The organism is Streptococcus atopicus (assembly GCF_049166725.1).
In the GTDB taxonomy this organism is placed as follows: Bacteria; Bacillota; Bacilli; order Lactobacillales; family Streptococcaceae; genus Streptococcus; species Streptococcus hominis.
Genome location: NZ_JBMHFC010000002.1, coordinates 121,133 through 147,944 on the forward strand (window position 1 = coordinate 121,133; position 26,812 = coordinate 147,944).

Annotated in this window: 21 protein-coding genes and 2 pseudogenes; 19 read left to right on the forward strand and 4 right to left on the reverse strand. The window is 39.0% G+C overall.

Annotation, left to right across the window (positions count from 1 at the left end):
* Window positions 1-2 precede the first annotated feature (2 nt).
* The 4 genes from ACOMA9_RS01935 to recJ all read left to right on the forward strand — a co-directional run bounded on the left by ACOMA9_RS01935 (window position 3) and on the right by recJ (window position 4,229).
* The gene (locus ACOMA9_RS01935) at window positions 3-758 is read left to right on the forward strand and encodes an SDR family NAD(P)-dependent oxidoreductase (RefSeq protein ID WP_330944966.1); all 756 of its coding nucleotides are present in this window, start codon (window positions 3-5) and stop codon (window positions 756-758) included.
* A gap of 9 nt (window positions 759-767) precedes the next feature.
* Window positions 768-1,505, forward strand: a complete 738-nt coding sequence (locus ACOMA9_RS01940) for a methyltransferase domain-containing protein (RefSeq protein ID WP_330944965.1) — start codon at window positions 768-770, stop codon at window positions 1,503-1,505.
* The gene (locus ACOMA9_RS01945; RefSeq protein WP_330944964.1) at window positions 1,483-1,899 is read left to right on the forward strand and encodes a GNAT family N-acetyltransferase; all 417 of its coding nucleotides are present in this window, start codon (window positions 1,483-1,485) and stop codon (window positions 1,897-1,899) included. Before ACOMA9_RS01940 ends, ACOMA9_RS01945 begins: the two co-directional genes overlap by 23 nt.
* A 95-nt stretch (window positions 1,900-1,994) precedes the next feature.
* Window positions 1,995-4,229 carry a single-stranded-DNA-specific exonuclease RecJ gene (recJ, locus tag ACOMA9_RS01950; RefSeq protein WP_330944963.1) on the forward strand — a complete coding sequence of 745 codons (2,235 nt, stop codon included), beginning with the start codon at window positions 1,995-1,997 and terminating at the stop codon, window positions 4,227-4,229.
* A gap of 291 nt (window positions 4,230-4,520) precedes the next feature.
* On the opposite strand, the pseudogene ACOMA9_RS01955 reads toward recJ, so the two are convergent.
* The 3 genes and pseudogenes from ACOMA9_RS01955 to ACOMA9_RS01965 all read right to left on the reverse strand — a co-directional run.
* Window positions 4,521-5,167 (reverse strand): annotated as a pseudogene (locus tag ACOMA9_RS01955) (ABC transporter ATP-binding protein); the annotation flags it as partial.
* A 17-nt stretch (window positions 5,168-5,184) separates the two neighbouring features.
* Window positions 5,185-5,880, reverse strand: a complete 696-nt coding sequence (locus ACOMA9_RS01960) for an ABC transporter ATP-binding protein (protein WP_003042057.1) — start codon at window positions 5,878-5,880, stop codon at window positions 5,185-5,187.
* A gap of 3 nt (window positions 5,881-5,883) precedes the next feature.
* Window positions 5,884-6,249, reverse strand: coding sequence for a GntR family transcriptional regulator (locus ACOMA9_RS01965; RefSeq protein ID WP_003029270.1), 366 nt, complete (start codon window positions 6,247-6,249; stop codon window positions 5,884-5,886).
* A gap of 155 nt (window positions 6,250-6,404) precedes the next feature.
* On the opposite strand from ACOMA9_RS01965, the gene ACOMA9_RS01970 reads away from it, so the two are divergent.
* From ACOMA9_RS01970 to ACOMA9_RS02000, 7 genes are all read left to right on the forward strand, one after another.
* On the forward strand, window positions 6,405-9,506 hold the full coding sequence (locus ACOMA9_RS01970; protein ID WP_330944962.1) for a DNA polymerase III subunit alpha: 3,102 nt from the start codon (window positions 6,405-6,407) through the stop codon (window positions 9,504-9,506).
* An 82-nt stretch (window positions 9,507-9,588) separates the two neighbouring features.
* Window positions 9,589-10,599, forward strand: a complete 1,011-nt coding sequence (gene pfkA / locus ACOMA9_RS01975) for a 6-phosphofructokinase (protein WP_003042339.1) — start codon at window positions 9,589-9,591, stop codon at window positions 10,597-10,599.
* 58 nt (window positions 10,600-10,657) lie between these two features.
* The gene (pyk, locus tag ACOMA9_RS01980; RefSeq protein WP_003024114.1) at window positions 10,658-12,160 is read left to right on the forward strand and encodes a pyruvate kinase; all 1,503 of its coding nucleotides are present in this window, start codon (window positions 10,658-10,660) and stop codon (window positions 12,158-12,160) included.
* Between the two features lie 154 nt (window positions 12,161-12,314).
* Complete coding sequence (gene lepB, locus ACOMA9_RS01985) at window positions 12,315-12,872, forward strand: signal peptidase I (protein ID WP_151380204.1); 558 nt, start codon at window positions 12,315-12,317, stop codon at window positions 12,870-12,872.
* 142 nt (window positions 12,873-13,014) lie between these two features.
* Window positions 13,015-13,656 carry an amino acid ABC transporter permease gene (locus tag ACOMA9_RS01990; RefSeq protein WP_003042803.1) on the forward strand — a complete coding sequence of 214 codons (642 nt, stop codon included), beginning with the start codon at window positions 13,015-13,017 and terminating at the stop codon, window positions 13,654-13,656.
* Between the two features lie 9 nt (window positions 13,657-13,665).
* Window positions 13,666-14,295 carry an amino acid ABC transporter ATP-binding protein gene (locus ACOMA9_RS01995; protein WP_003042623.1) on the forward strand — a complete coding sequence of 210 codons (630 nt, stop codon included), beginning with the start codon at window positions 13,666-13,668 and terminating at the stop codon, window positions 14,293-14,295.
* 9 nt (window positions 14,296-14,304) lie between these two features.
* Window positions 14,305-15,138: an amino acid ABC transporter substrate-binding protein gene (locus ACOMA9_RS02000; RefSeq protein WP_151380206.1), complete on the forward strand. Its 834-nt coding sequence runs from the start codon at window positions 14,305-14,307 to the stop codon at window positions 15,136-15,138.
* A 260-nt stretch (window positions 15,139-15,398) separates the two neighbouring features.
* On the opposite strand, the gene ACOMA9_RS02005 is transcribed toward ACOMA9_RS02000, so the two are convergent.
* Complete coding sequence (locus tag ACOMA9_RS02005; RefSeq protein WP_022525000.1) at window positions 15,399-16,601, reverse strand: cation diffusion facilitator family transporter; 1,203 nt, start codon at window positions 16,599-16,601, stop codon at window positions 15,399-15,401.
* A 155-nt stretch (window positions 16,602-16,756) separates the two neighbouring features.
* Between ACOMA9_RS02005 and pcrA the strand changes: the two genes are divergently transcribed.
* From pcrA to truB, 8 genes and pseudogenes are all read left to right on the forward strand, one after another.
* Window positions 16,757-19,039, forward strand: coding sequence for a DNA helicase PcrA (gene pcrA / locus ACOMA9_RS02010; protein ID WP_330944961.1), 2,283 nt, complete (start codon window positions 16,757-16,759; stop codon window positions 19,037-19,039).
* A 19-nt stretch (window positions 19,040-19,058) separates the two neighbouring features.
* Complete coding sequence (locus ACOMA9_RS02015; protein WP_330944960.1) at window positions 19,059-19,457, forward strand: NUDIX domain-containing protein; 399 nt, start codon at window positions 19,059-19,061, stop codon at window positions 19,455-19,457.
* Window positions 19,458-19,481: 24 nt separating this feature from the next.
* Window positions 19,482-20,381, forward strand: a complete 900-nt coding sequence (locus tag ACOMA9_RS02020) for a helix-turn-helix transcriptional regulator (RefSeq protein WP_330944959.1) — start codon at window positions 19,482-19,484, stop codon at window positions 20,379-20,381.
* A gap of 451 nt (window positions 20,382-20,832) precedes the next feature.
* Window positions 20,833-22,602: an ABC transporter ATP-binding protein gene (locus ACOMA9_RS02025; protein ID WP_330944958.1), complete on the forward strand. Its 1,770-nt coding sequence runs from the start codon at window positions 20,833-20,835 to the stop codon at window positions 22,600-22,602.
* The gene (locus ACOMA9_RS02030; RefSeq protein ID WP_330944957.1) at window positions 22,595-24,334 is read left to right on the forward strand and encodes an ABC transporter ATP-binding protein; all 1,740 of its coding nucleotides are present in this window, start codon (window positions 22,595-22,597) and stop codon (window positions 24,332-24,334) included. The genes ACOMA9_RS02025 and ACOMA9_RS02030 overlap by 8 nt, the downstream gene beginning before the upstream one ends.
* A gap of 124 nt (window positions 24,335-24,458) precedes the next feature.
* Window positions 24,459-25,733: a DUF2130 domain-containing protein gene (locus ACOMA9_RS02035; RefSeq protein WP_330944956.1), complete on the forward strand. Its 1,275-nt coding sequence runs from the start codon at window positions 24,459-24,461 to the stop codon at window positions 25,731-25,733.
* Window positions 25,734-25,742: 9 nt separating this feature from the next.
* Window positions 25,743-25,884: pseudogene (locus ACOMA9_RS02040) on the forward strand (GNAT family N-acetyltransferase); the annotation flags it as partial.
* A 49-nt stretch (window positions 25,885-25,933) separates the two neighbouring features.
* Window positions 25,934-26,812, forward strand: coding sequence for a tRNA pseudouridine(55) synthase TruB (gene truB / locus ACOMA9_RS02045; protein ID WP_330944954.1), 879 nt, complete (start codon window positions 25,934-25,936; stop codon window positions 26,810-26,812).

Genomic DNA, 26,812 nt, shown 5'->3' on the forward strand with positions numbered 1-26,812 from the left:
ACATGCGAACAATCGTTATTACAGGGGCTAGTGGCGGTGTGGCTCAGGAAATGGTGAAGTTGTTGCCAAATGACCAGCTGATTTTAGTGGGACGCAGTCAAGAAAAATTAACAAAACTTTATTCAAATCATGCACATTGTGAATTCGTTGAGTTGGATATTACGGATTACAAAGCTTTAGAAGCTTTTACTGAAGAAATTTACCAGAAGTATGCTCAGGTGGATGTTCTAGTCAACAATGCTGGTTACGGGATTTTTGAGGAATTTGACAAGATTAGCAACGAAGATATTCATGCCATGTTTGAGGCCAATACGTTTGCTCTGATGAATCTGTCTCGTCTTTTCGGAGAGCAGATGAAGCAAGCGGGTCATGGGCATATTGTCAATCTTGTTAGTACAGCTGGGCTGATTGCCAGTGCCAAATCCAGTCTTTACTCGGCTACCAAGTTTGCTGGAATTGGCTTTTCTAATGCTTTGCGCTTAGAGCTCATGCCCTACAATGTCTATGTGACCACCGTTAATCCGGGACCAATTAAGACGGCTTTCTTTGATAAAGCTGACCCTGACGGTAGTTATGTTAAGGCAGTTGATAAGTATATTTTAGAAGCGGATGTCGTTGCTAAGCAAATTGTGGACAATTTTGGAAAGAAGAAACGGGAGCTGACGATGCCTTTCGCTCTGAAAGCAGCCCACAAACTTTATACGCTTTTTCCAAATATTGGTGATAAACTAGCTAGTAAAATGTTTAATTATAAGTAGGAGAATTTTATGGATGTGACAGCTTACAAAGAATTTTTAAACCAACCTTGGGGTAAGCTTTATTATGATATTCTCTTTGCTCAGCTAGCACATATAAAAAACAAGGAAGTACTGGATTTCGGTAGTGGTTTTGGCTTGGTAGCAGATTTTTTAGCACAAAATAATCAGGTAACAGCCATAGAGCCAAATGATGAGATGATTGCAGAACGGAAGCAGAATTTTCATTATCATCAACTACAAGGCAGTCTGGAATTGTTGAAGGAAATTCCAAGTGCTCGTTTTGACCTTATCGTTTGCCACAATGTTCTGGAGTATGTGGATGAGCCAGCTCTTTACCTAGCTGAATTTAGCAGATTGCTGAAAAAAGGCGGACAGATTTCTCTCATCAAGCACAATGAAGTGGGGCGAATCATGCAGACTGTTGTGTTTGCAAATGATACAAATTTAGCATTGGATTTATTATCAGGTAAATCTTATCAATCACATACAATGGGGCAAGCAACCTATTATGAAATAGCAGACGTATTACAAAAAGCTGACACTGAACTGACTGTTCAGGACTATCAAGGAATCCGAATTTTCTATGGTCTGCAAGACAATGCAGTGAAGACTGCTAATGACTGGCGGGAAAAGATGCTGGAGGTAGAGCTTGTAGTTTGCCAACAGTCTCCTTATCGGGACATTGCGGCTTTTCAGCATATTTGGCTACAAAAAGGAGGCAAGAATGATTCGTTATTTTGCAAATAGACAAATTGCAATTGAAGACTTACTTCCACTTTATCAATCTGTTGGCTGGACCAACTATACAGAACGGTCAGATATGTTAGAACAAGCATTTCAGCACTCACTATTTACTGTATCAGCCTATGATGGAGAACAGCTAGTTTGTCTCCTTCGAGCAGTCGGAGACGGATTTTCTAGTGTTTTCATTCAGGATTTGTTAGTTTTACCGTCTTATCAGCGCCAAGGTATCGGTCGAGAATTGGTTCGACAAACGCTGGAGACCTTTGCAGATGTTTATCAGATTCAGCTAGTAACAGAGCAGTCAGACAAAAATTTAGCCTTTTATCGCTCTTTAGGATTTCGGGAACTGTCGGATTTGAATTGCACGGGTTTGATTTATAGAGGTAAAAGCTATTAGATAAATGCTTGTGTATAAAATTGGAGGTTTGGGCTAGTGAAAGCTAGTCTTTTCGTGTTATAATAGACTTTATATTGCAACAGAAAGATAAAAGCATGATTACATCAAAATATGATTGGCAGATTGCCACAAATTTTTCAGATGAGAGCTTTATTAAAAAAGCTAAAAAACTTGGCTTGGAGGCTTCGGTAGCTAATCTGGTCTACCAGAGAGGAATTCAGACAGAAGAAGCACTGCGAGATTTTCTAGAGCCTAGTTTGGACCAGCTGCATGATCCTTATGAATTGCATGATATGGATAAGACAGTGACGCGCATTCGTCAAGCGATTGAAAATTATGAGCAGATCTTGATTTATGGCGATTATGATGCGGATGGCATGACTTCGGCTTCTATTGTTAAAGAAGCACTAGAACAACTTGGAGCAGAGTGTCAGGTCTATTTGCCCAATCGATTTACAGACGGTTATGGTCCTAACGCGAGTGTTTACAAGTATTTTATTGAAAATCAGGGAATTTCACTCATCGTTACAGTGGATAATGGAGTTGCAGGACATGAAGCAATCGAACTAGCTCAGTCTATGGGAGTGGATGTCATTGTGACGGATCACCATTCTATGCCAGAGGTACTTCCTGATGCTTATGCAATTATTCATCCAGAACATCCGGAAGCTGATTATCCTTTTCAGCATTTAGCTGGTTGCGGTGTAGCTTTTAAGTTAGCGACTGCTCTTTTAGAGGAAGTACAAGTAGAGTTGTTAGATCTAGTCGCTATTGGAACTATTGCAGATATGGTCAGCCTAACGGATGAAAATCGCATTCTGGTCAAATATGGGCTAAGCGTCCTCAAAAATACTCAACGAATCGGCTTGCAGGAGCTTTTTAAGATTGTAGGTATTCAGGAAAATGAAGTGGATGAAGAAACAGTCGGTTTTCAAATAGCCCCTAGACTCAATGCTCTAGGTCGATTGGATGATCCAAATCCTGCTATTGAACTTCTGACGGGTTTTGATGAAGAAGAAGCGCGTGATATTGCCCTGATGATTAACCAGAAAAATGAAGAGCGCAAGGAGATTGTTCAGAAGATTTATGATGAAGCCAAGACCATGGTTGATCCCGATAATCCCGTTCAAGTTCTAGCCGGTGAAGGTTGGAATCCAGGTGTTTTGGGAATTGTGGCAGGTCGGCTTTTGGAAGAATTACACCAGCCAGTCATTGTCTTGAATATTGAAAATGATTTGGCAAAAGGCAGCGCCCGCAGCATTGAAGCAGTTGATATTTTTGAAGCCTTAGACCCTCATCGAGATTTATTTGTGGCTTTTGGTGGGCATGCAGGGGCAGCTGGTATGACTCTAGAGGCCAACAAGTTAGAAGCACTCAGTCAGGTTTTGGTAGCATATATTGAAGATAATCAAGTGGATTTGTCCACTAAGAATGAGCTCTTTTTGGATGAGGAATTATCTTTGCCAGATTTGACACTAGAGACCCTCAAAAACTTTGAAAAGTTAGCTCCTTTTGGCATGGACAATAAAAAGCCTGTTTTTTATTTGAAAGATTTTAAGGTTGAAAATGCCCGCACTATGGGGGCGGGAAATACTCACCTTAAGCTGAAAGTTTCTCAGGCTGACGCAGTTTTTGAGGTAGTGGCTTTTGGTCTGGGTGATCTTGCGACAGAATTTTCCCAAACTAAAAACTTAGAGCTAGCAGTCACTCTGTCGGTCAATAAATGGAATGGTAAAACCAGTCTCCAGCTTATGCTAGTGGATGCTAAGGTCAATGGGATTCAGCTCTTTAATATTCGAGGTAAAAATGCTCCTTTGCCTGAAAATGTGCCCGTCCTGCGTTTTTCAGAAGAAATGCCTAATTTGGAAAAGAGCAGAGCAATTGTCGTGTATGACTTGCCTGAACGCCTAAATCAGCTCAAAGCAATCATTCAGCAAGGACATTTTGAAGCAATTTACTTTAAAAATGAGATTGCTCAGCCTTATTATCTGACAGGTTTCGGAACGAGAGACCAGTTTGCTAAACTCTATAAAACGATTTATCAGTTTCCAGAGTTTGACATTCGTTATAAGCTCAAAGAACTAGCAGCTTATCTCAAGATTGACTCCATTCTACTCATCAAAATGATTCAGATATTTGAAGAGCTGAACTTTGTGACAATTCAAGATGGAGTGATGCAGGTAAACAAAAAAGCAGAAAAAAAGGCTATTGAAAACAGCCATATTTATCAAGAACTGAAGAAAACAGTCAAAGAGCAGGAGCTTATGGCTCTGGGAACGGTGCAGGAAATTTATGATTATCTGATAGAAAAAGATGAATTTTCAAACTAAATTTTAGATGAACTATTTATTGGTCTCGCACCGAAGGCTGCGAGACAGACTGAAAGTCGCATAATAAAAAAGTCATGAGTAAGATGGATCTCATGACTTTATTGTTTATATAAGTATTACTATCAGCTTGTGTTACCTACTGCAAATTCACTTTATTTTTGAGGATATAATACGTTCCGGCATAGTAGATAAGCCCTAAAAGAAGATAGGCTATGACTCCGCTCAAACTACCTAAAGAAGTTGAAAGTGATGGGAAGGCTGAAACATATAGATTAGCAGCGATAATCAGAGCAAATTGAATTCCAAAATAGGCTAGAAAGGCTATAGCAGCGCGGTGGTCTTGGAAAAGTTGACCGATAGAGATAGAAAGATAAATCAATAGGATATTTGGAATGAGAACTACAAGATAGTATCCAAATGATTTCAATAGTTCACCAGCAAATTCCCAAAAATGCTTGCCGAGTAATTGCACAAATGTTCCCATTTCAAATTGTGTATGAGAAGCTACCCCTACGATAAGAACAATGATTCCAAAACTAAGAAACAATGCAAGTGTGCTAAGAATCGTCCATATAACAGCACCGAGTAATTTTGAGAGGATAATTTGATGTTCGTTAACTGGTAAAGTGAGCGTTAGATATCCTTCTCTTTCATAAACACTATTTTTAAAGCGACGAATAATCAGAAAAAGTGTTGAAATGGCAAGTGCTACAAGGAGACCTGAGAAAATCAGCATTGTAAAACCGAAGAAAGTACTTGTCATACTCCCTACTTCATTAGTAGAAGACTGCAAACGGTCGAAAAAGTTCCTTCCATTTGCAAAATGTCTTAGCCAAAGTCCAATACTAATAGATAGAAAGAGTACGATTCCGTATAAACAAACCTAAATACCACTTGTTCACATTTTTAAATTCGTATTTTAATAAATTCCAAAACATAGTCAATCTCCTTTGTTCTAAGCCTTAAATTCTTGGCGGAAGAGCTGGTCAATAGATTCACCAGACTCATAGCGAATATCATCTACATTCCCTTGTCGAACAATCTTGCCATTATCAATAAAGATGATTTCATCTAGGATTGGTTCAATATCTGAAATCAAATGTGTTGAAATGAGAACAGAAGCGCTAGGTGAGTAATTGTTGATAATCGTCTTTAGAATGTAGTCTCGCGCTGCTGGGTCAACCCCTCCAATAGGTTCATCCAGAACATACAGTTTGGCTTGGCGGCTCATGACTAAAATCAGCTGAACTTTTTCCTTGTTTCCTTTGGATAATTTTTTGAATGCCAGATTTTCGTCAATATGAAGATCTTGCAAGAGTGCCTGTGCACGCTCTATTTCAAAGTCTGCATAGAAAGATTGAAAATACTGCAAAGCATCTTTGACTTTCATATTTTCATTTAGGTAAGTCGTATCTGGTAAATAAGATACGATTTTCTTGGTTTCTGAAGACGGTTGAAGTCCATTGATGAGGATTTTTCCGTCATTGGGTTGAAGCAGTCCATTGATTAGTTTTATCATGGTTGTTTTTCCAGAGCCATTTGGACCAAGTAAGCCGATAATTTTTCCAGCTTCAATTTCAAAATTGATGTGTTCTAAAGCAGGTGTGCTGCCGTATGATTTTGAGACATTTTCAAATGCAAGTAATACCATTTCCTAAACTCCTTTTATATAATCTGCAATGATAGTTGGTAATTCTTCTTTGTGATAGCCAAAGCGAGTCATATTGTTTACAAAATTTTTCACTTCCTCCTCAGAAAGTTTTTGTCTTGCTTGTAAAATCAAGTCGCGATTATCTGTGACGAAACGTCCTGATGTTCGTTGAGAATAGACAAATCCTTCTTTTTCCAAGTCAGATAAAGCACGCTGGATTGTATTGGGATTGACCCCCGCTTCAGCAGCCAATTCTCTGACGGCAGGTAGCTTTTCGCCAGCTTGCAGTTGATTGGAGATGATTTGTAATTTTATCCTGTCCATGATTTGTAAATAAATGGGCAGATTATTATCAAAAGTCCAACTCATGATTTCTCCTTTCTTCTGTATCTTTGTACTAATTAAATAATACAGTATTTTTTAAAAAATAGCAAGCCTTTAGAAAAAACTTCTATTATTTTTTCTTTAGCAAGCAAGCCAGAAATTTAGTATAATAGAAAAAAGAAGAATCAAAGGAGGATGCCGTGGTTGCTCAATTAGATACCAAAACTGTTTATACATTTATGGATAGTTTGATTTCTATAAAAAAATATGTAGAAACAGCTAAAAATTTAGGCTATCAAACTCTAGGGATAATGGACATTGACAATCTCTATGGAGTTTATCATTTCATGGAAACGGCGATCGAGCAAGGAATTCATCCGCTTTTAGGCGTGGAAATGACCTTGGATTACGCTGGACTTCCTCTTAATCTTCGCTTTCTAGCTCTTGATAGCCAAGGGTATCGCAATTTAATGAAACTTTCTACTTTAAAAATGATAGGAAAAAGCAAGTGGGAAGAATTTCAGCATTTATTGGAAGGAATAGCGGTTATTGTGCCTGTGTTTGAGGGCATTGAAGCCTTAGACTTGGGACGAGAGTTTTATATTGGCGTATTTTCTGACACTCCTAAGCAGGCGTTTCCTCATGCAACCTTGCCTTTGCAGACAGTTCGCTATTTTGATACAGGGGATTTAGAAACCTTGCAAATGCTATGTGCCATTCGTGAAAATAGTAGCTTGCGGGAAGTTGGAAATTTGCCAAATCACGAATATCTCTTATCACCTGAGCAATTCACACAATCCTTTCAAGAAAATTATCCAGAAAGTCTGGATAATTTAAAGCGGCTAGTTGCAGGCATTCATTACGAAATCAATACAGAGTTGAAATTACCACGTTTTAATCCAGAACGACCAGCAGCAGAAGAATTACAAGAACGAGCAGAAGCAGGGCTAGAGAAAAAAAGGTTAAATAGTCTGGTTTATAAAGAGCGATTGCAGCAAGAGCTGTCTATCATCCACCAAATGGGTTTTGACGACTACTTTTTGATTGTCTGGGATTTATTGCGTTTTGGTCGTAGTCAGGGCTATTATATGGGTATGGGGCGTGGGTCTGCAGTTGGAAGTCTGGTTGCCTATGCGCTAGAGATTACAGGGATTGATCCTGTTGAGAAAAATCTTCTTTTTGAGCGTTTTTTAAATGTAGAACGTTATACTATGCCCGATATTGATATTGACATTCCTGATGTCTATCGTCCAGAATTTATTCGCTATGTCCGCGATCGTTATGGAACCATGCATGCAGCTCAAATCGTGACCTATTCGACCTTTGGAGCTAAGCAAGCGATTCGTGATGTTTTTAAACGTTATGGTGTTCCAGAGTATGAATTGACCAATATTACCCGTAAAATTAGTTTTCGAGATAATCTGACATCTGCTTATGAAAAAAATATGTCTTTCCGCCAAATTATCAACAGTAAGCTGGAATATCAAAAAGCTTTTGAAATTGCGAAAAAAATCGAAGGAAATCCTCGTCAAACTTCTATCCATGCAGCAGGTGTCGTGATGAGTGACAATGACCTGACAGATCACATTCCGCTTAAATATGGGGAAGATATGTATATCACGCAATACGATGCGCATGGTGTTGAGAGTAACGGTCTGCTCAAGATGGATTTCCTTGGCTTGCGCAATCTAACCTTTGTCCAACGAATGAAAGAAGCAGCCTTGGAGAAATACGGTGTCGCTATTGATATTGCAAAGATTAACTTAGAAGACACAGCAACCTTACAGCTTTTTGCTGCTGGCAGAACTAAAGGGATTTTTCAATTTGAGCAAGCAGGTGCCATTAACCTTTTGAAACGAGTGCAGCCAGCTCGATTTGAAGAAGTGGTTGCAACAACCTCACTCAATCGTCCAGGAGCTAGTGACTATATAGATAATTTTGTCAGAAGAAAGCATGGACAAGAAAAAGTAGAAATGCTGGACTCAAGTTTGGAAGACATCTTGGCGCCAACTTACGGCATTATGCTCTATCAAGAGCAAGTAATGCAAGTAGCGCAACGGTTTGGGGGCTTTTCACTGGGGAAGGCTGACATTTTACGTCGTGCTATGGGGAAGAAAAATGTTGCCGAAATGCACAAAATGGAAGCAGAGTTTGTCACAGGAGCTCTCGAACTTGGGCATTCTGAAACTAAAGCAAAAGAAGTATTTGCAGTTATGGAAAAGTTTGCAGGTTATGGCTTCAACCGTAGTCACGCTTATGCCTATTCTGCACTTGCTTTTCAGTTGGCTTATTTTAAGGCACATTATCCTGATATTTTCTTTGATATTATGCTGAATTATTCAAGCAGTGATTACATCACAGATGCGCTAGAATTCGACTTCCAAGTTGCTTCTTTAAATATCAATAACATTCCTTATAGAGATAAGTTTCAAGACAAGCAGATTTATTTAGGGTTAAAAAATATCAAAGGCTTACCACGTGATGTTGCTTATTGGATTATTGAAAATCGTCCTTTTTCAAATGTAGAAGACTTCGTTTTGAAGTTGCCAACGCAATATCATAAGGTTCAGTTACTAACTCCTTTAGTGCAAGTTGGTTTATTTGATGTATTTGAAAAAAATCGTCAAAAAATCCTGCAAAATCTTCCGAATTTATTTGTCTTTGCGGATGAGCTGGGTAGTCTTTTTGCAGATACAAATTATAGCTGGACAGAAGCAGAGGATTATACAGAAGCAGAAAAATTTGAGTTAGAAAAAGAAATTATCGGTGTCGGTTTGAGCGAGCATCCCTTGGTAAAACTTGCAAAATCTGCTACTCAAGCCTTTACCCCTATTCAAGACTTGGTTGAAAACAATCATGCAACGATTTTAGTAGAGATTTTGTCCATTCGTGTTATCCGTACCAAAACGGGTGAAAATATGGCCTTCTTACAAGTGAGTGATGCTAAAAGAAAAATGGAGGTAACAGTCTTTCCAGATGCTTTTAAACAGTTCAGCAAAGGTTTGCATGAAAAAGGCTTTTATTATCTGACTGGTCGGGTTCAAAAACGCGAGGAGCGTTTGCAGCTGATTTTAAATGATTTGCAGGAAGCTGTTACAGAACGTTTTTGGATACAAGTAGAAGATCATGAAAGCGATGCAGCAATATCTGCTATTTTACGACAATTTCGAGGAGATATTCCGGTTGTTCTTCGATATGAAAATGAAAGAAAAACAGTGGCAATTACTCAATATCGTGTTCAAAAATCAGAGAAATTACAAGAAGAATTGAAAAAAATAACCATGAAAACGATTTATCAATAAAAAATTAGGAAAAAAGAAGAATTTTGGTTTTGATTGTGGTATAATCAAGGGTGAATGTAAAAAGAAAAAGGAGCACAAACGAATGAAACGTATTGCTGTTTTGACTAGTGGTGGTGATGCCCCTGGTATGAATGCTGCTATCCGTGCAGTTGTTCGTAAAGCAATTTCAGAAGGAATGGAAGTTTACGGTATCTATGACGGTTATGCCGGTATGGTTGCTGGTGAGATCTATCCACTTGATGCTGCATCAGTTGGAGATATTATTTCACGTGGTGGTACTTTCCTTCACTCAGCTCGTTATCCAGAATTTGCCCAATTAGAAGGACAATTAAAAGGGATTGAGCAACTTAAAAAACATGGTATTGAAGGAGTTGTGGTTATCGGTGGAGACGGTTCTTATCATGGCGCTATGCGTTTGACAGAACATGGTTTCCCAGCTGTCGGACTTCCTGGTACGATTGACAATGATATTGTTGGTACAGACTTCACAATCGGCTTTGATACTGCTGTAACAACTGCAATGGATGCCATTGATAAGATTCGTGACACATCATCTAGTCACCGTCGTACTTTTGTTGTTGAAGTAATGGGACGCAATGCTGGAGACATCGCTCTCTGGGCTGGTATTGCCACAGGAGCTGATGAAATCATCGTTCCCGAAGAAGGCTTCAAGATTGAAGATATCGTCGCTAGCATTAAACGTGGCTATGAAGAAGGTAAGAAACATAACATTATCGTTCTGGCAGAAGGTGTCATGTCGGCGAATGAGTTTGGCAAGAAATTGAAAGAAGCTGGTGATGTGAGTGACCTCCGTGTGACCGAACTTGGACATATTCAACGTGGTGGCTCACCAACTGCACGTGACCGTGTTCTTGCTTCACGTATGGGTGCTCATGCTGTTAGCCTTCTTAAAAAGGGCATTGGTGGTGTTGCAGTTGGTATTCGCAACGAACAAATGGTTGAAAATCCAATCCTCGGTACAGCAGAAGAAGGTGCTTTGTTTAGTTTAACTGAAGACGGCAAGATTATTGTTAATAATCCACACAAAGCTGATCTTGATCTTGCTAAATTAAACCGTAGCATTTCAATGTAATTTTAATTTGTTATCTTGGTCATAAAGACCATTAAATAAAAAGGAGTTTTCATATATCATGAATAAACGTGTAAAAATCGTTGCAACTTTAGGTCCTGCGGTAGAAATCCGTGGTGGTAAAAGATTCGGTGAAGACGGATATTGGGGCGAAAAACTTGACGTTGAAGCTTCAGCGCAAAATATCGCTAAATTGATCGAAGCTGGAGCTAACACTTTCCGTTTCAACTTCTCACATGGTGACCACGCAGAGCAAGGTGACCGTATGGCTACTGTTCATCGTGCTGAAGAAATTGCTGGTCAAAAAGTTGGTTACCTTCTTGACACTAAAGGTCCTGAAATCCGTACAGAATTATTTGAAGGCGATGCTAAAGAATATTCTTACAAAACAGGTGAAAAAATCCGTGTTGCAACTAAACAAGGTATCAAATCAACTCGTGAAGTTATCGCATTGAATGTTGCTGGTGCACTTGATATCTATGACGATGTTGAAGTTGGAAAACAAGTTCTTGTTGATGACGGTAAACTTGGTCTTCGCGTTATTGCAAAAGATCCTGCTACACGTGAATTTGAAGTAGAAGTTGAAAACGACGGTATTATCGCTAAACAAAAAGGTGTTAATATTCCAAATACAAAAATTCCTTTCCCAGCACTTGCTGAACGTGACAATGACGATATTCGTTTTGGTCTTGAACAAGGAATCAACTTTATCGCTATTTCATTCGTACGTACTGCAAAAGACGTCAACGAAGTTCGCGCAATCTGTGAAGAAACTGGTAATGGACATGTGAAATTGTTTGCTAAAATCGAAAACCAACAAGGTATCGAAAACTTGGATGAAATCCTTGAAGTAGCGGACGGTATCATGATTGCTCGTGGTGATATGGGTATTGAAGTACCATTTGAAATGGTTCCAGTTTACCAAAAAATGATTATCACAAAAGTCAATGCAGCTGGTAAAATTGCGATCACAGCAACAAACATGCTTGAAACAATGACTGAAAAACCACGTGCGACTCGTTCAGAAGTATCAGACGTATTTAACGCTGTTATTGATGGAACAGATGCGACAATGCTTTCAGGTGAATCTGCAAATGGTAAATACCCACTTGAATCTGTAACAACAATGGCTACAATTGATAAAAACGCTCAAACTCTATTGAACGAGTATGGACGCTTGTCATCAGTTGATTACGCACGTAGTTCTAAGACAGAAGTTGTGGCTTCAGCTGTTAAAGATGCTACAAACTCAATGGACATCAAATTGGTTGTAACAATGACTGAATCAGGAAATACAGCTCGTTTGATTTCTAAATATCGTCCAGATGCTGACATCTTGGCAATTACATTCGATGAATTGACACAACGTTCATTGATGTTGAACTGGGGTGTTATTCCAGTAGTAACTGAAAAACCTGCATCTACTGATGATATGTTTGAAGTTGCTGAAAAAGTTGCTCTTGAAAGTGGTCTTGTAGAATCTGGCGATAATATTGTGATTGTAGCTGGTGTGCCAGTCGGAACTGGTGGAACAAACACAATGCGTATCCGTACAGTACGGTAATCTATCTCATTCAGAAAAACTAGCCTATCAATCCAACGATTATCTGATTGATAGGCTTTTTTGTTGCAAATGGGAGCAGAGATAACAGTTGACTTTCCTACCTTTGTTTATTTTCTGAAAACATGATATAATGAGTAGAAGAAGAGGAGAGACTATGGTTAAAAGAGATTTAATTAGGAATGTTATTTTTTTATCTATTGTTGTGATAATCATTGCTTGTTTGCGAATTTTTATTTTTACACCATACAGGATTACTGTAAAAGATGCGAATCATTTTTTGCAAGATAAAGATGTTGTTGTTGCCAATAAAAATGAAGAAATCAAAAGAGATGATTTTGTCTTGTACGAGGTGAAGGGGAAAGAGCATGTCGGACGTGTCATTGGTCTAGGAAATGACTCCGTTGTTTATATGGATGATGTTCTTTACTTAAATAATAAAATCAAGTCAGAAGATTATTTAACGAAGGCTAAGGAAGAATACTTAGCAAAAGCTACTAGTACAGGTTATTTCACTCATGATTTCACCATTCAGACATTAACTAAATCGAATGAAAATAAAATTCCAGCGCAGTCATATCTGATTCTGAATGATAATCGGCAAGATATGGAAGATAGTCGGAAGTTTGGCTTGATTACAGAGAAACAAATTAAAGGAGTTATCTCATTTAGAGTACTACCGTTTAATCAATTTGGATTTATTAAAACAAAGTAGTTCAACTATTTTGTTTTTTTATTCTTTGGAAAATGAAGTTTTTGCGATATTTAGTAAAAATTCATGGATATATTTGCAAAAAGATGTTGAAAATATAAAAATTTTTGATATAATGATAAATATTTATTTAGGAGGTGTACGCATGAACTATATTTTTGAAGTTTTGCCAAGCTTATTGAATGGCGCATTGGTGACTTTACAAGTATTTGTTTTAGTCTTAGTTTTATCCATACCACTTGGAATTGTGATTTCCTTTTTAATGCAAGTCCACTTTAAACTGCTTCATTGGCTTATAAATATTTATATTTGGATTATGCGCGGTACACCTCTCTTGCTACAACTGATTTTTATTTATTATGTTTTGCCAAGCATTGGTGTGCGTTTGGATCGGCTTCCAGCGGCTATCATAGCATTCACGCTAAATTATGCTGCTTATTTCGCCGAAATTTTCCGTGGTGGGATTTTATCTATTCCAGCAGGGCAATATGAGGCGGCTAAGGTTTTGAAGTTTACACCATTTCAAACGATACGGTTTATTATTTTACCGCAAGTTGTCAAAGTGGTGCTTCCGAGTGTCTTTAATGAAGTGATGACGTTGGTAAAAGATACATCCCTTGTTTATGCGCTTGGTGTTTCCGACTTAATCTTGGCTAGTCGGACTGCAGCCAATCGTGATGCGAGTTTAGCACCGATGTTTATAGCAGGGGCTATTTACCTTGTCTTGATTGGTCTTGTGACGATTGTATCGAAGCAAGTTGAAAAGAGATATAGTTATTATAAGTAGGAGGCGCTTATGTTAGAATTAAAGAATATTAGCAAACGTTTTGGCGAAAAGCAAATTATTTCCGACTTGAATTTAAAGGTGCCAGAAAAGCAAATCCTTGCCATTGTAGGACCGTCTGGCGGCGGGAAAACGACATTATTGCGGATGTTGGCTGGCTTGGAAACAATTGATTCGGGTGACATTATTTATAATGGAGAAGAGCTGCCCTTGGATGAACTTGAAAAACGTAATTTATTGGGATTTGTGTTTCAAGATTTTCAGCTATTTCCACATTTAACAGTTCTTGAGAATTTAACTTTATCACCCATTAAAACAAAAAATGTCGCAAAAGAGGATGCAGAAAAGAAAGCAATTAGCTTATTGACCCGATTGGGGTTAGCAGAACATGTAAATGCTTATCCTTATTCTTTATCAGGTGGTCAAAAACAACGTGTAGCATTAGCTCGTGCGATGATGATTGACCCAGAAATTATCGGTTATGATGAGCCAACTTCCGCATTGGATCCGGAATTGCGTCTTGAAGTTGAAAAGTTGATTCTTCAGAATCGTGAGCTAGGAATGACGCAAATTGTAGTGACCCATGATTTGCAGTTTGCGGAAAATATCGCAGATACGATTCTTAAAGTTCAGCCTAAATAGGAGGAGAATATGAAGATAAAACGTTATGTTCTTGCGATCTGTGGTTTGATTCTTTTTTTGCTCCTTACAGCTTGTAGCAATGTTAGCAACCCTAAAGTAGATAATTGGTCAAAATACCAACAAAAAAAGAGCATTACTATTGGTTTTGACAATACATTTGTTCCTATGGGATTTGAGCAAAAAAATGGTCAATATGTTGGTTTTGATATTGATTTGGCAAATGCTGTCTTTAAAGAATATGGGATAAAAGTGAATTGGCAGCCGATTGATTGGGACATGAAAGAAACTGAGCTCACAAATGGAACGATTGATCTTATCTGGAATGGGTATTCGGCAACTGATGAGCGACGAAAGAAAGTACAGTTCACCATTCCTTATATGAAAAATGAACAAGTACTGGTTACTAAAAAATCATCGAACATTGCAAAAACAGCTGACATGAAGGATAAAATTCTTGGTGCTCAGACGGGTTCTTCGGGTTACGATGAGTTTGAAGCTCATCCGGAGCTTTTGAAGAATCTAGTTAAAAATCACAAAGCTGCTCAATATCAAAGTTTTACAGAGGCGTTGATTGATTTGCAAAATAGCCGGATTGATGGATTGTTGATTGACCGAGTTTATGCCAACTATTATTTAAAAGAAGAGGGTATTTTGCAGGATTATTATGTTTTCCCAGCCGGATTTGATAGCGAATCCTTTGCAGTTGGCGCTAGAAAAACGGATAAGCAGCTCGTTGAAAATATAAACCGAGCATTTAAAAAATTATATCAAACAGGTCAATTTCAAAAAATAGCAGACAAGTGGTTTGGTGAGGATATTGTGGCAGATCAAGTCAAAAAATGAGAGAACATCTGATTGTTGCCCCAATCACCTACAGAAGAAGTAAAGACAAAACCCAAAGTTTTCGCTAGGAGTATCATCTTAGTGAGGGCTTTGGGTTTGATGATTTATTGATTGTGAGAAATGAGGGACAAATTAGATTGCTTTACTGATAAATCCCTAAAAATATAGGCTGAGAATATTTTTATCTCAGCCTTGTTTTTTATAGTAAAACTCCTTATTAGCCTTGTAGGAGCGAGATAAGAAAGTCGATTTCTATGGCATTACGACTGTTGTTCGCTCTCGTTTTTTCGTGTTTCCTGATGGAAAATATTCTGCCACGTTTCGTGACGACGCCAAAGGCTGGTATGAATAATCCCGTCTTCTTCGTAGCAAATTAGTTTGGTTTTTTGGCTGATAGAAGTTAATTGGAAATTTCTGATAGGAGATTGTTTCCCTTTTTCGATTTGAAATTCCTCTTTGTTCATTTGGCAGCCATCCTGAGAAATGTACACAAATTCAGGTGCTAGTAAATCCTCTAATTGGCTTCCCTGATCAACCAATTGCTCTCTCATAAAGAGCTTTCGATAAACATTGTCCAATATTTCATCTTCGGGGATAGGAGCAGGCTCAATGTGGATGTCAATATCAAAGACACCAAAGCGCTCTTTGAGCATATTTTCAACCTGATCGGCAATTTCGTGGCTTTCATAGACAGACAAGTCGGGATTCATTTCTAAAATGAGGTCAAGATAGATGTTGCTACCGTAGGTTCGCCCTCTTTGAGATTTAACACGGGAAATTTTAGGAATTTCTAAAATGGCTTCTTTGTATTCTTTTAAAAGATTTTCATCAAAGCCGTCTGATAGACTAAAAGAAGATTCCATGAAAATTTCATAAGCCGTTTTAAGGATGAAAAAGGTAATGACGATAGCGACCAGTTTATCTACAATCGGGAAATTGAAGGCGCTTGCGATGATTGCAATGGTTGTACCAAGCGAAGTAATGGCATCAGATAAATTGTCTTTGGCAGCTGCGTCGAGTGCTTTAGACTGCGCTTTTTTTGCTAAGGCTTTATTGTAAAAATACACTCCTGTCATGACCAAAGCGGAAATAATCCCGACGATGGCGCCTAAGGGATCGATAGTCGTTTCTTGGTTAGAGATGATTTTTTGAACGGTATCAATTAAAACATCAAATCCGACAAAAAACATGATAAGAGAAGTGATAAGGCTGGCTAAGTCCTCAATTTTCCAGTGACCAAATTTGTGATCTGTATCGGCAGGCTTACGTGCCATGCGAAGTCCAATCAAGACGGCAATATTAGCAACAATATCCGAAACATTGTTAAAACCGTCGGCTGTCAAACTAGAGGACTGTAAGACAGAACCGGCAATGATTTTAGCAATGGATAAAACGATATAGGCTAGAATGGCTAAAATAGCACCACGCTCTGCGAGTTTCAGATTTTTTGCTGGATTATTCATGCTTTTTTCCTTTCAGAATGTTTATTATAACGCTTTTTAAATGATTTTTCAAACGTTTATATAGTAAGAAAATAAAACAAAGATTTTCTTTTCTAGTTTAGCTTATGAGTGATTTTTGTTATAATAGAGTCATTGACTTTGAAAGAGGAAAAAAGATGAATCCTTTATTAACTAGTATGAATGACCGTCAGGCGGAGGCGGTTCAAACAACGGAAGGTCCTTTGCTGATTATGGCAGGAGCTGGGTCTGGAAAAACACGTGTTTTAACCCACCGTATTGCCTATTTGATTGATGAAAAGTTAGTCAATCCTTGGAATATCTTGGCGATCACCTTTACGAATAAGGCTGCTCGAGAAATGAAGGAGCGAGCATTTTCCTTAAATCCCGCAACAGAAGATTGTTTAATTGCGACTTTTCACTCGATGTGCGTGCGGATTTTGCGTAGGGAAGCTGACCATATCGGCTATAACCGAAATTTTACGATTGTCGATCCTAGTGAGCAGCGAACACTGATGAAGCGGATTCTCAAAAATCTCAATCTCGATCCTAAGAAGTGGAATGAGCGCGCCATTCTGGGCACCATTTCCAATGCCAAGAACGACCTGATTGATGAGGTAGCCTATGAGAATATGGCTGGTGATATGTATACAGAAATTGTGGCTAAGTGCTATACAGCCTATCAAAAGGAACTGCGCCAGTCAGAGGCTATGGACTTTGATGATTTGATCATGCTGACCCTGCGGCTTTTTGACCAAAATCCTGACGCCCTGACCTATTACCAGCAACGTTACCAGTACATCCATGTAGACGAGTATCAAGATACGAACCACGCTCAGTACCAGCTGGTCAAGCTCTTGGCTTCACGTTTTAAAAATATTTGTGTGGTAGGAGATGCCGACCAGTCTATTTATGGCTGGCGAGGTGCTGATATGCAGAATATCTTGGACTTTGAAAAGGATTATCCTGAAGCTAAAGTTGTTCTTCTGGAGGAAAATTATCGCTCAACTAAGACCATTCTGCAAGCTGCTAATGATGTTATCAAAAACAACCGCAACCGCCGTCCAAAGAATCTCTGGACACAAAATGCTGATGGTGAAAATATTGTTTATTATCGGGCTAATGATGAGCAAGACGAAGCTCTCTTTGTAGCTAAAACCATTGATGAGCTATCTAGCACATCTGACTATGTCTATCGGGATTTTGCTGTTCTTTATCGAACTAACGCCCAATCTCGGAATATTGAGGAAGCTCTTCTAAAAGCTAATATTCCTTACACCATGGTGGGGGGGACTAAGTTTTATAGTCGTAAGGAAATTCGAGATGTCATCAGCTATCTCAATCTCATTGCTAATACTAGCGACAACATCAGTTTTGAGCGTGTTGTGAATGAGCCTAAACGGGGTGTCGGACCGGGTACAGTGGAGAAAATTCGTAATTTTGCAGCTGGTCAAGAGATGTCTCTTTTGGATGCTTCTTCGCAGATTATGCTCTCACCTGTTAAGGGGAAAGCTGCTCAGGCTGTTTTTGACTTTGCCAATCTCATTTTGAATCTGCGCGAGCCATTGGACGAATTGACCGTGACAGAATTGGTAGAGCTGGTGCTTGAAAGGACTGGTTACACCGAGCAATTAGTAGCTCAAGCTACGCTGGAAAGTCAGGCTCGGATTGAAAATATCGAAGAATTTCTTTCTGTTACTAAGAATTTTGACGAAAATCCAGAAAATGATACTGAAGAGACTGGTTTGGACAGACTTAGCCGTTTTCTCAATGATTTGGCTTTGATTGCGGATACAGATGATGGTGATCAGGAAAGCTCAGAAGTGACACTTATGACGCTACATGCTGCCAAGGGATTAGAGTTTCCAGTGGTTTTCATTATCGGTATGGAAGAAAATGTCTTCCCACTTAGTCGTGCGGCAGAAGATGAAGATGAGCTAGAGGAAGAGCGCCGATTAGCCTATGTCGGAATTACTCGTGCTGAAAAAGTCTTGTTCCTAACCAATGCAAACTCGCGCCTGCTATACGGAAAAACCAATTACAATCGTCCAACTCGTTTTCTCAATGAAATTAACTCAAGCTTGCTAGATTATCAAGGCTTGGCTCGACCTGCTAATACATCCTTTAAAGCTTCCTATGTGAATGGCAAAGCTGTTCAGTTTGGTCAAGGAATGAGTCTCGCTCAAGCATTGCAGGAACGCAAGCGGCAAGCTGCACCGAGCAGCATTTCCTCGAGCCAGTTGCCATTTGGTAAGAATGTAGCTGCTAATCAGCCGACTATTGATTGGGCTATCGGTGATATTGCTCACCATAAAAAATGGGGGGACGGAACGGTATTGGAAGTGTCAGGCAGTGGCAGTAGCCAAGAATTGAAAATCAATTTCCCAGAGGTTGGATTAAAGAAACTGTTGGCAAGTGTTGCACCAATTGAGAAAAAGTGAAATCTAAGGGACTACTGCGATGAAATATTCCATTGAAGCCTGGATTTATGATCCGATTGCTAAGGAAACTTTGCTCTTAAAAGTTAAAACTGAACAACGTTCTTTCTGGCAACCGATTACTGGTGGTATTGAAAGTGATGAAAGTCCTGAAATAGCTTGTATTCGTGAGATTTTTGAAGAAGCGGGACTGGAAATCGAGCTAACAGAACTGTTGCAAATCGGTCATCACACAGTTGTTATTGATGAAGACTTGACCATTTTTAAAACACTTTTTCTTGTGGAAACAAAGCAAAAAGATATTCATATTTCTGATGAGCACATTGATTTTATGTGGACAGAAGTTAAAAATGTGCCTGATATATTGTACTGGCAGAGCAATCAAGAGACTTTTCAAAAGATTTTAGAGAAATTGAGATAAGGTATTCATGGAAAGGCACGGTCTATGACAGAGAGTAGATTATTTAGAATAGTGTATGTTCTTTTAGAAAAGGATAACGTTACAGCGAGGGAGCTGGCAGAACAATTTGAAGTATCTGTTAGAACGATTTATCGAGATGTTGACCGACTTAGCAGTGCGGGTATTCCAATCTACACCATGCAAGGCAGAGACGGAGGCATTCGACTGACGGAGGATTTTGTACTAAATAGTTCTTTGCTTAATCAATCAGAAAAAGAGCAACTGTTGGTTGCTTTACAAGGATTAGGGGTTACGGGTCTTCTGCATGAAAACGAGCTTTTGACCAAACTATCGGCTTTATTTCAATTGAACCAACCAAACTGGATAGAAGTAGATTTTACCAGCTGGTCCAATAGCAAGAAATATGAAGAGCTATTTCAGAATTTGAAAAATGCAATCATCAGTAAGCAAGTGATTTCCTTTTCGTATGTTAGCAACAAAGAAGAGTGCACCCAGCGTCAAGTAAAACCAGTTCGCCTGCTTTTTAAAGGACAATCATGGTATCTTCATGCATTTTGCTTAGTCCGAAATGATTTTCGTTATTTTAAACTTTCTCGCATAAGCCAGCTAAAGCTTTTACCACAACATTTTGCAGATAACTTTGACAATGTGAGCTTGGAAAAAGAAGCGCGATTAGAAGAGATCGTACGAGTCAAGCTGAAATTTAATAAAAAAGCTGCTTTCAGAGTATATGATGAACTGGATTGTCCAGTCAAAGAAGATGAGCAAGGAAACTTGTACGCAGAGATAGAAATTCCGAATGACTATAGTCTGTACTGCTATATTCTTTCTTTTGGAGACAATGTGGAAGTGCTGGAGCCAACAAAGATTCGTGAGCAAATAACAGAAATGATTGAACGTATGGCACAAAAATATAAAAACTGATAGCAGTGTCTATTTTTTCAAGCTACAATGAAGTTGGGGCAAAAGTGCTCAGCCTCCTTTGTTTATATAGTCAAAATTATAAGACGCAGTAGTTTGGAGAAGCTCTATTGACTTTCGTCGATGTAGAGTTTCCCATTCACAATCAATCACTACCGAGTGGACTCAAATATGTTGATAATTCAAGTTTTACAGCCCTTTTAACGCCAAGCTTCACTTGACTTTATTTCCAACTTCGAAAGGTTCCCAAAACCTTTCGAGTTGTGCGGAGGTGGGGTAGAAATCAGGTTTCTACGAAACTACTGATTTCTGTCTCGCTCTTTTATTTTTGTTTGACATTAGAATTGTCAGAATTTATAATATAAGTATAAATTAAATCATAGCATTGTTAGCATATCATGAATTGTTTGACTAGGGTTCTTTATTCGTTTTCTAGGAGAAAGAAGGGATTTGTATGAAGAAAAAGTCGGTTGTATCTTGGATACTGGAATTTGTCTCTTTTCACAAATTTTATTTTATTGTTAGTCTTGTTTTTGCCTTTTTATCTGTTTTATGTGGATTTTTGCCTTATTTTTTTGTAGGAAATATCATCAATCAGCTTTTACAAGGCAATCGAGATTGGAATTTTTATGTCCTTCAGTCCATTTGGATAGGACTGGCATGGATAGCACATTGGGGATTTCACGGGATTTCGACACTCTTGTCTCACACAGCAACCTTTAAAATTTTAGCAGAAATGCGCTATCGTCTGACAGAGAAATTGGCCAAATTGCCTCTGGGAACGGTTTTAAGTCAATCTTCTGGAACTTACAAAAATATCATTGTTGAGCGAGTGGATGCCACAGAAGTAACCTTGGCACACTTAATTCCTGAGTTTACATCTGGGCTATTTGGTCCCTTTATTATCTTAATTGCCATGTTGGTGATTGATTGGCGCCTAACTTTGCTTTCGCTACTGACAATCCCGATTGTTATCTTAGCTTATGGGAATATGCTACGCAAGAGCGAAGGTGATTTTGAAAATACAGTCGAGAAAACGAAGAAGCTCAATGATATAGCAGTAGAATACATCAATGGGATTGAAGTCATCAAGGTTTTTGGAAAAGAGAAATTTTCTTACGATAAATTTGTCAAGGCTGCCAAAGAAGGAGCTGATTGCTTTATTGAATGGATGCGCAAGTGCGTAGTTGAAATGGGTATTGTTACAGTTTTCTTGCCGGCCAGTTTGCTTTTCTTACTCCCTTTTGGAACTCTCTTTTACCTTCAAGGTAGCCTAACAGCTAGCAACTTTATTTTACTAATCATTCTGTCTCTTAGTCTTTTGACACCGTTTATTTTAGTGGCTTCCTATATGGATGATTTACGGAAAATTGCGACAATCTTTGGTGAAGTGATTGTTATTTTGGAAAAACCTGATTTGCCTCGTCCAACAGAATTAACGGACATTCCAAAGGGAACAGAACTTCAAATGACAGATGTTAGTTTTGGTTATTCAGATGAGGAAGAAGTATTGCATAGTATTTCCTTAACGATTGAGCCTGATACAGTAACTGCTCTTGTCGGTCCCTCTGGCTCAGGGAAATCTACGATTGCTAAACTTCTAGCTTCTTTCTGGGATGTTAGTTCTGGTAGTATTACCTTTGGTGGCGTGGACATTCGAAACCTACCTCTTGATTATTACAGTCGTCAGATTGCCTATGTCACACAGGATAATTACCTTTTTGATGGAACGATTATGGAAAATATCCGTATGGGTAATTCCGCTGCTTCAGACGAAGACGTGATAGAGATTGCTCGCAAATGTGGCTGTTATGATTTCATTATGAAGTTGGAAAATGGGTTTGAAACGCGCGTTGGTACTGGCGGCGGTCATTTATCTGGTGGAGAACGGCAGCGAATTGCGATTGCACGAGCTATGCTGAAAGATGCACCGGTTATCATTTTGGATGAAGCAACGGCTTATACTGACCCCGAAAATGAAGCTCTCATTCAGTCTAGTATTGCTCGTTTGATTGAAGGCCGTACACTCCTTGTCATTGCTCATCGTCTTTCAACGATTGCAAGTGCAGATCAGATTGTTGTGGTCAATGACGGGCGTATTGAAGCAAAAGGAAAACATGCAGATTTGCAGAAGACTTGTCCGCTTTATGCTTCTATGTGGCAGGCTCATCTTGCAGTAAAGGATAGCGATCAAATGACAGAAGGAGGATTGGCAGATGCTTAGTACATTGAAAAAATTCTTTGATTTTTGTACAGAAGAAGATCGCAAGAAATTCTACACTTCTGTTTGTTTAGGGGTTCTAAAAGCTTTCATTATTGCTTTTCGGATTCCAGCTATTGGGTTGGTTGTTATGGCTATCATTAACAATGATGTTTCTATGCAGACTGTATGGCTCTCTCTCGGAATTATGCTCTTGTCTGTTATTCTTAACATTTGGATTAGCTTGAAAATTACAATGTTGCAGACAGAAGCGGGCTATCATACATGTACTCATAAGCGGATTGAAATTGCTGAACACATGCGCTACCTGCCAATGGGGTATTTTAATCAAAATAGTCTGGGACAAATCACCAGCGTTACAACCAATACACTTGAAAGTCTAGCAGATGTTGCTACTCGGGTTGTCATGATGACGTTGGAAGGATTCCTAACAGCAGGAACTATTACGGTTCTTGTATTTATCTACGATTGGAAAATTGGTTTGATTTTGTTGGCAGGCTTGATACTGTTTCTCTTGCCAAATGGATTGATGCGTTGGCAAGCTGGAAATGTGTCAGAAGCTAAACAACAAGCTGATACAGATTTGGTAGCAGTTGTGCTAGAATACAGTCAAGGGATAGCGGAAGTAAAGAACTATAATATTGTTCAATCATCGGCTAAAAAACTATCGCGTGCTATTGAGAATAAAAGGCATTTAGATACAAAGCTGACTTGGGTTACCTCGCCTTATATCGCTCTGCAAGGGATGATTACCAAGCTGACTGGAACGATTATGGGGCTGTTCTCCATTTACTTTTACCTGCAAGGAAGTATGAGTCTTTTGATTTGTATCATGATGCTCATCAGTGCTTTTATGATTTACGAAAGTCTGGACGGAGTTGGTAGTTTTTCTTCTCTTCTTCGCATTGTTGATTTATCGGTTGATATGGTCAATAAAGTTTTGTCGATTATACCAATGGATATTAGCGGAAAAGATTTGCAGCCAAAAACCAGCAATATCAAGCTGGATCATGTCAGTTTCTCCTATGAGAGTAAGAAAATTATTGATGATGTATCGTTGGACATTCCAGAAAAGACAACGACAGCTCTGGTAGGGCCTTCTGGTTCTGGAAAGACAACTCTTTGCAATCTCATTGCCCGTTTCTGGGATGTAGAGAGTGGCAGCATCAGCTTAGATGGTCATGATGTAAAAGAATACAGCTATGACAGCCTTATTCGTAATTTCAGTTTTGTTTTTCAAACAGTTTATCTGTTTGAAGATACCATTGAAAATAACATTAAATTTGGAAAACCAGATGCCAGTCATGAAGAAGTTGTAGCTGCTGCGAAAAAAGCTGCTTGTCATGACTTTATCCTGTCTTTGCCAGAGGGTTATCAGACCAAGATTGGTGAAGGCGGAGCCAGTCTCTCAGGCGGGGAGCGGCAGCGGATTTCCATTGCTCGTGCCATTATCAAGGAAGCTCCAATTATTATTTTGGACGAAGCAACTGCTAATGTCGACCCAGAAAACGAAGAAGCGCTTATGCAAGCCATTCATTCTTTAACAAAGAATAAAACCATTATTATGATTGCTCATCGGCTAAAAACAGTAGGGCATGCCGATCAAATTATTGTTCTTAATCAAGGTCGTATAGTTGAGCAAGGCAAGCACCAAGAATTGCTTGCTAAACGAGGTTTATATAGCCGATTTATTCAGGAAAGACGCAGTGCTGCCAGCTGGCGGATACAGGCTTAATTTACAAACAAAAAGATTGTTGTTCATGTGCAACGGTCTTTTTATATTTAAGCTGTTAATTTAAAATAACCATAAGAAATGGTATAATAAGATGTTATAGAGAACAATCAATGAAGAGGTATCCATGAACGAAATCAAATGCCCCAACTGCGGGGAAGTTTTTACAGTTAATGAGAGCCAGTACAGTGAACTTTTGTCGCAGGTTCGAACTGCAGAGTTTGACAAGGAAATTCATGCTCGAATTGAGCAGGCATTAGCTTTAGAAAAACAAAAGGCACAGAATGAGCAACAGCAAATGTTAAGTCAGAAAGAATCTGAAATTCAAGAGCTCAAGGCAACTATTTCCAATTTTGAATCACAAAAGGAGTTGATCAAAAAGGATACGGAGCAGGCTCTGTCTGAAAAACTCATCAATAAAGACAAGGAGTTGCTGGGCTTGCGATCGCAACTGGATCGTATGAAGCTGGAACACCAAAATGAGCTGCGAGCTTCGTTGACAAATGTTGAAAAAGAACGCGACCAAATCCAAAATCAGCTTTTATTGCAAGAGAAAGAAAATGAATTATCCCTTGCATCTGTTAAACAAAATTACGAAGCTCAGCTAAAGGCTGCCAATGAGCAAGTAGAATTTTACAAGAATTTTAAAGCGCAGCAATCTACTAAAGCGATTGGAGAGAGTTTAGAGCATTACGCTGAAAGCGAATTTAACAAGGTTCGCAGTTTTGCCTTTCCAAATGCTTACTTTGAGAAAGATAATCAGGTTTCTGCACGAGGCTCCAAAGGGGACTTTATTTTCCGTGAGGAAGATGAAAACGGAGTAGAAATCATTTCTATTATGTTTGAGATGAAAAATGAAGCGGACGGTACTGAGAAAAAGCATAAAAACGCTGATTTTTACAAAGAATTGGACAAGGACCGCAGGGAAAAGAAATGTGAGTATGCTGTTTTGGTGAGCATGCTGGAAGCAGACAATGACTATTTCAATACTGGCATTGTTGATGTTAGCCATGAGTATGAAAAAATGTATGTGGTTCGTCCTCAATTTTTTATCCAGCTCATTGGACTTTTACGCAATGCTGCGCTCAATTCTCTTAAATACAAGCAGGAGCTGGCTTTGGTTCGGGAGCAAAATATTGACATTACCCACTTTGAAGATGATTTAGAAACCTTTAAAGTAGCGTTTGCGAAGAACTATAACTCAGCTTCTAAGAATTTCAATAAGGCAATTGAAGAAATTGACAAAGCCATTAAGCGAATGGAAGTAGTCAAACAGGCACTTCAGACATCAGACAATCAACTGCGTCTCGCCAACAACAAACTGGATGACGTCTCCGTCAAGAAATTGACCCGCAAAAATCCAACTATGAAAGCTAAGTTTGAGGCGTTGAAGAACGACTAGGAGGAAACGATGCAGATACGACAAGCAATCTTGAAAGCCATAGAAGTCTTGCTCCCCCTCTATGAAGATTTAGGCTATCCGACGACTACTTCTAGTCTGACTAGATGTTTGAATACGGCTTCATTACGGCTCTTGTGGGGCTGAAAGAAATAAAAAATTTAATCAACTACTAATAGAATTTTTAGCAGAATAAGGAATCAATGAACGGAATTATCAATTTAAAAAAAGAAGCGGGAATGACCTCGCATGATGCGGTTTTTAAACTGCGTAAAATTTTAGGAATGAAAAAAATCGGTCATGGTGGGACTTTAGACCCAGATGTGGTGGGTGTCTTGCCCATTGCAGTCGGGAAGGCCACGCGATTGGTAGAATTTATGCAAGACGAAGGTAAAGTGTATGAAGGAGAGGTCACTTTAGGTTTTTCGACAACGACAGAGGATGCCAGTGGAGAACAGGTGGCTTTCAGCCCTGTGACAGAAGCGCTAGATGAAAAATTAGTGGATCAAGTCATTGCCAGTATGGTTGGAGAACAGACCCAAGTGCCACCTATGTACTCGGCTGTCAAGGTCAATGGGCGAAAACTCTATGAGTATGCTCGAACTGGGGAGGTAGTAGAGCGACCAAAGCGTCAGGTAATAATTTACAACTTTGAGCGGACAGGAGCTATTGTCTATGAAAGTGACTTAGCACGTTTTCCTTTTCGAGTTAAATGCAGCAAGGGGACCTATGTGCGAACATTGGCAGTTGATTTAGGAGCGAAGCTGGATTATGCTTCCCACATGTCTAAACTGACTCGCACTGCTGCGGCTGGTATGGATTTGGAAGAAGCTTTGACTTTAGCAGAAATTGACGAGAAGGTGAACAAAGGCGACTTTTCATTTTTGCAGCCCATTGAATTTGGCATAGGAGATTTACCTAAGGTAAACCTTACGAAAGAGCAGGTTGAAGAAGTGCGATTTGGACGCTTTATTCATATAGATACCAAGGCAGGACAGGTGGCTGGTTTTTATCAAGGGAAATTACAAGCCATTTTAGAAAAGCGCGACAAAGAATATAAACCTAGAAAAGTATTTCTTTAA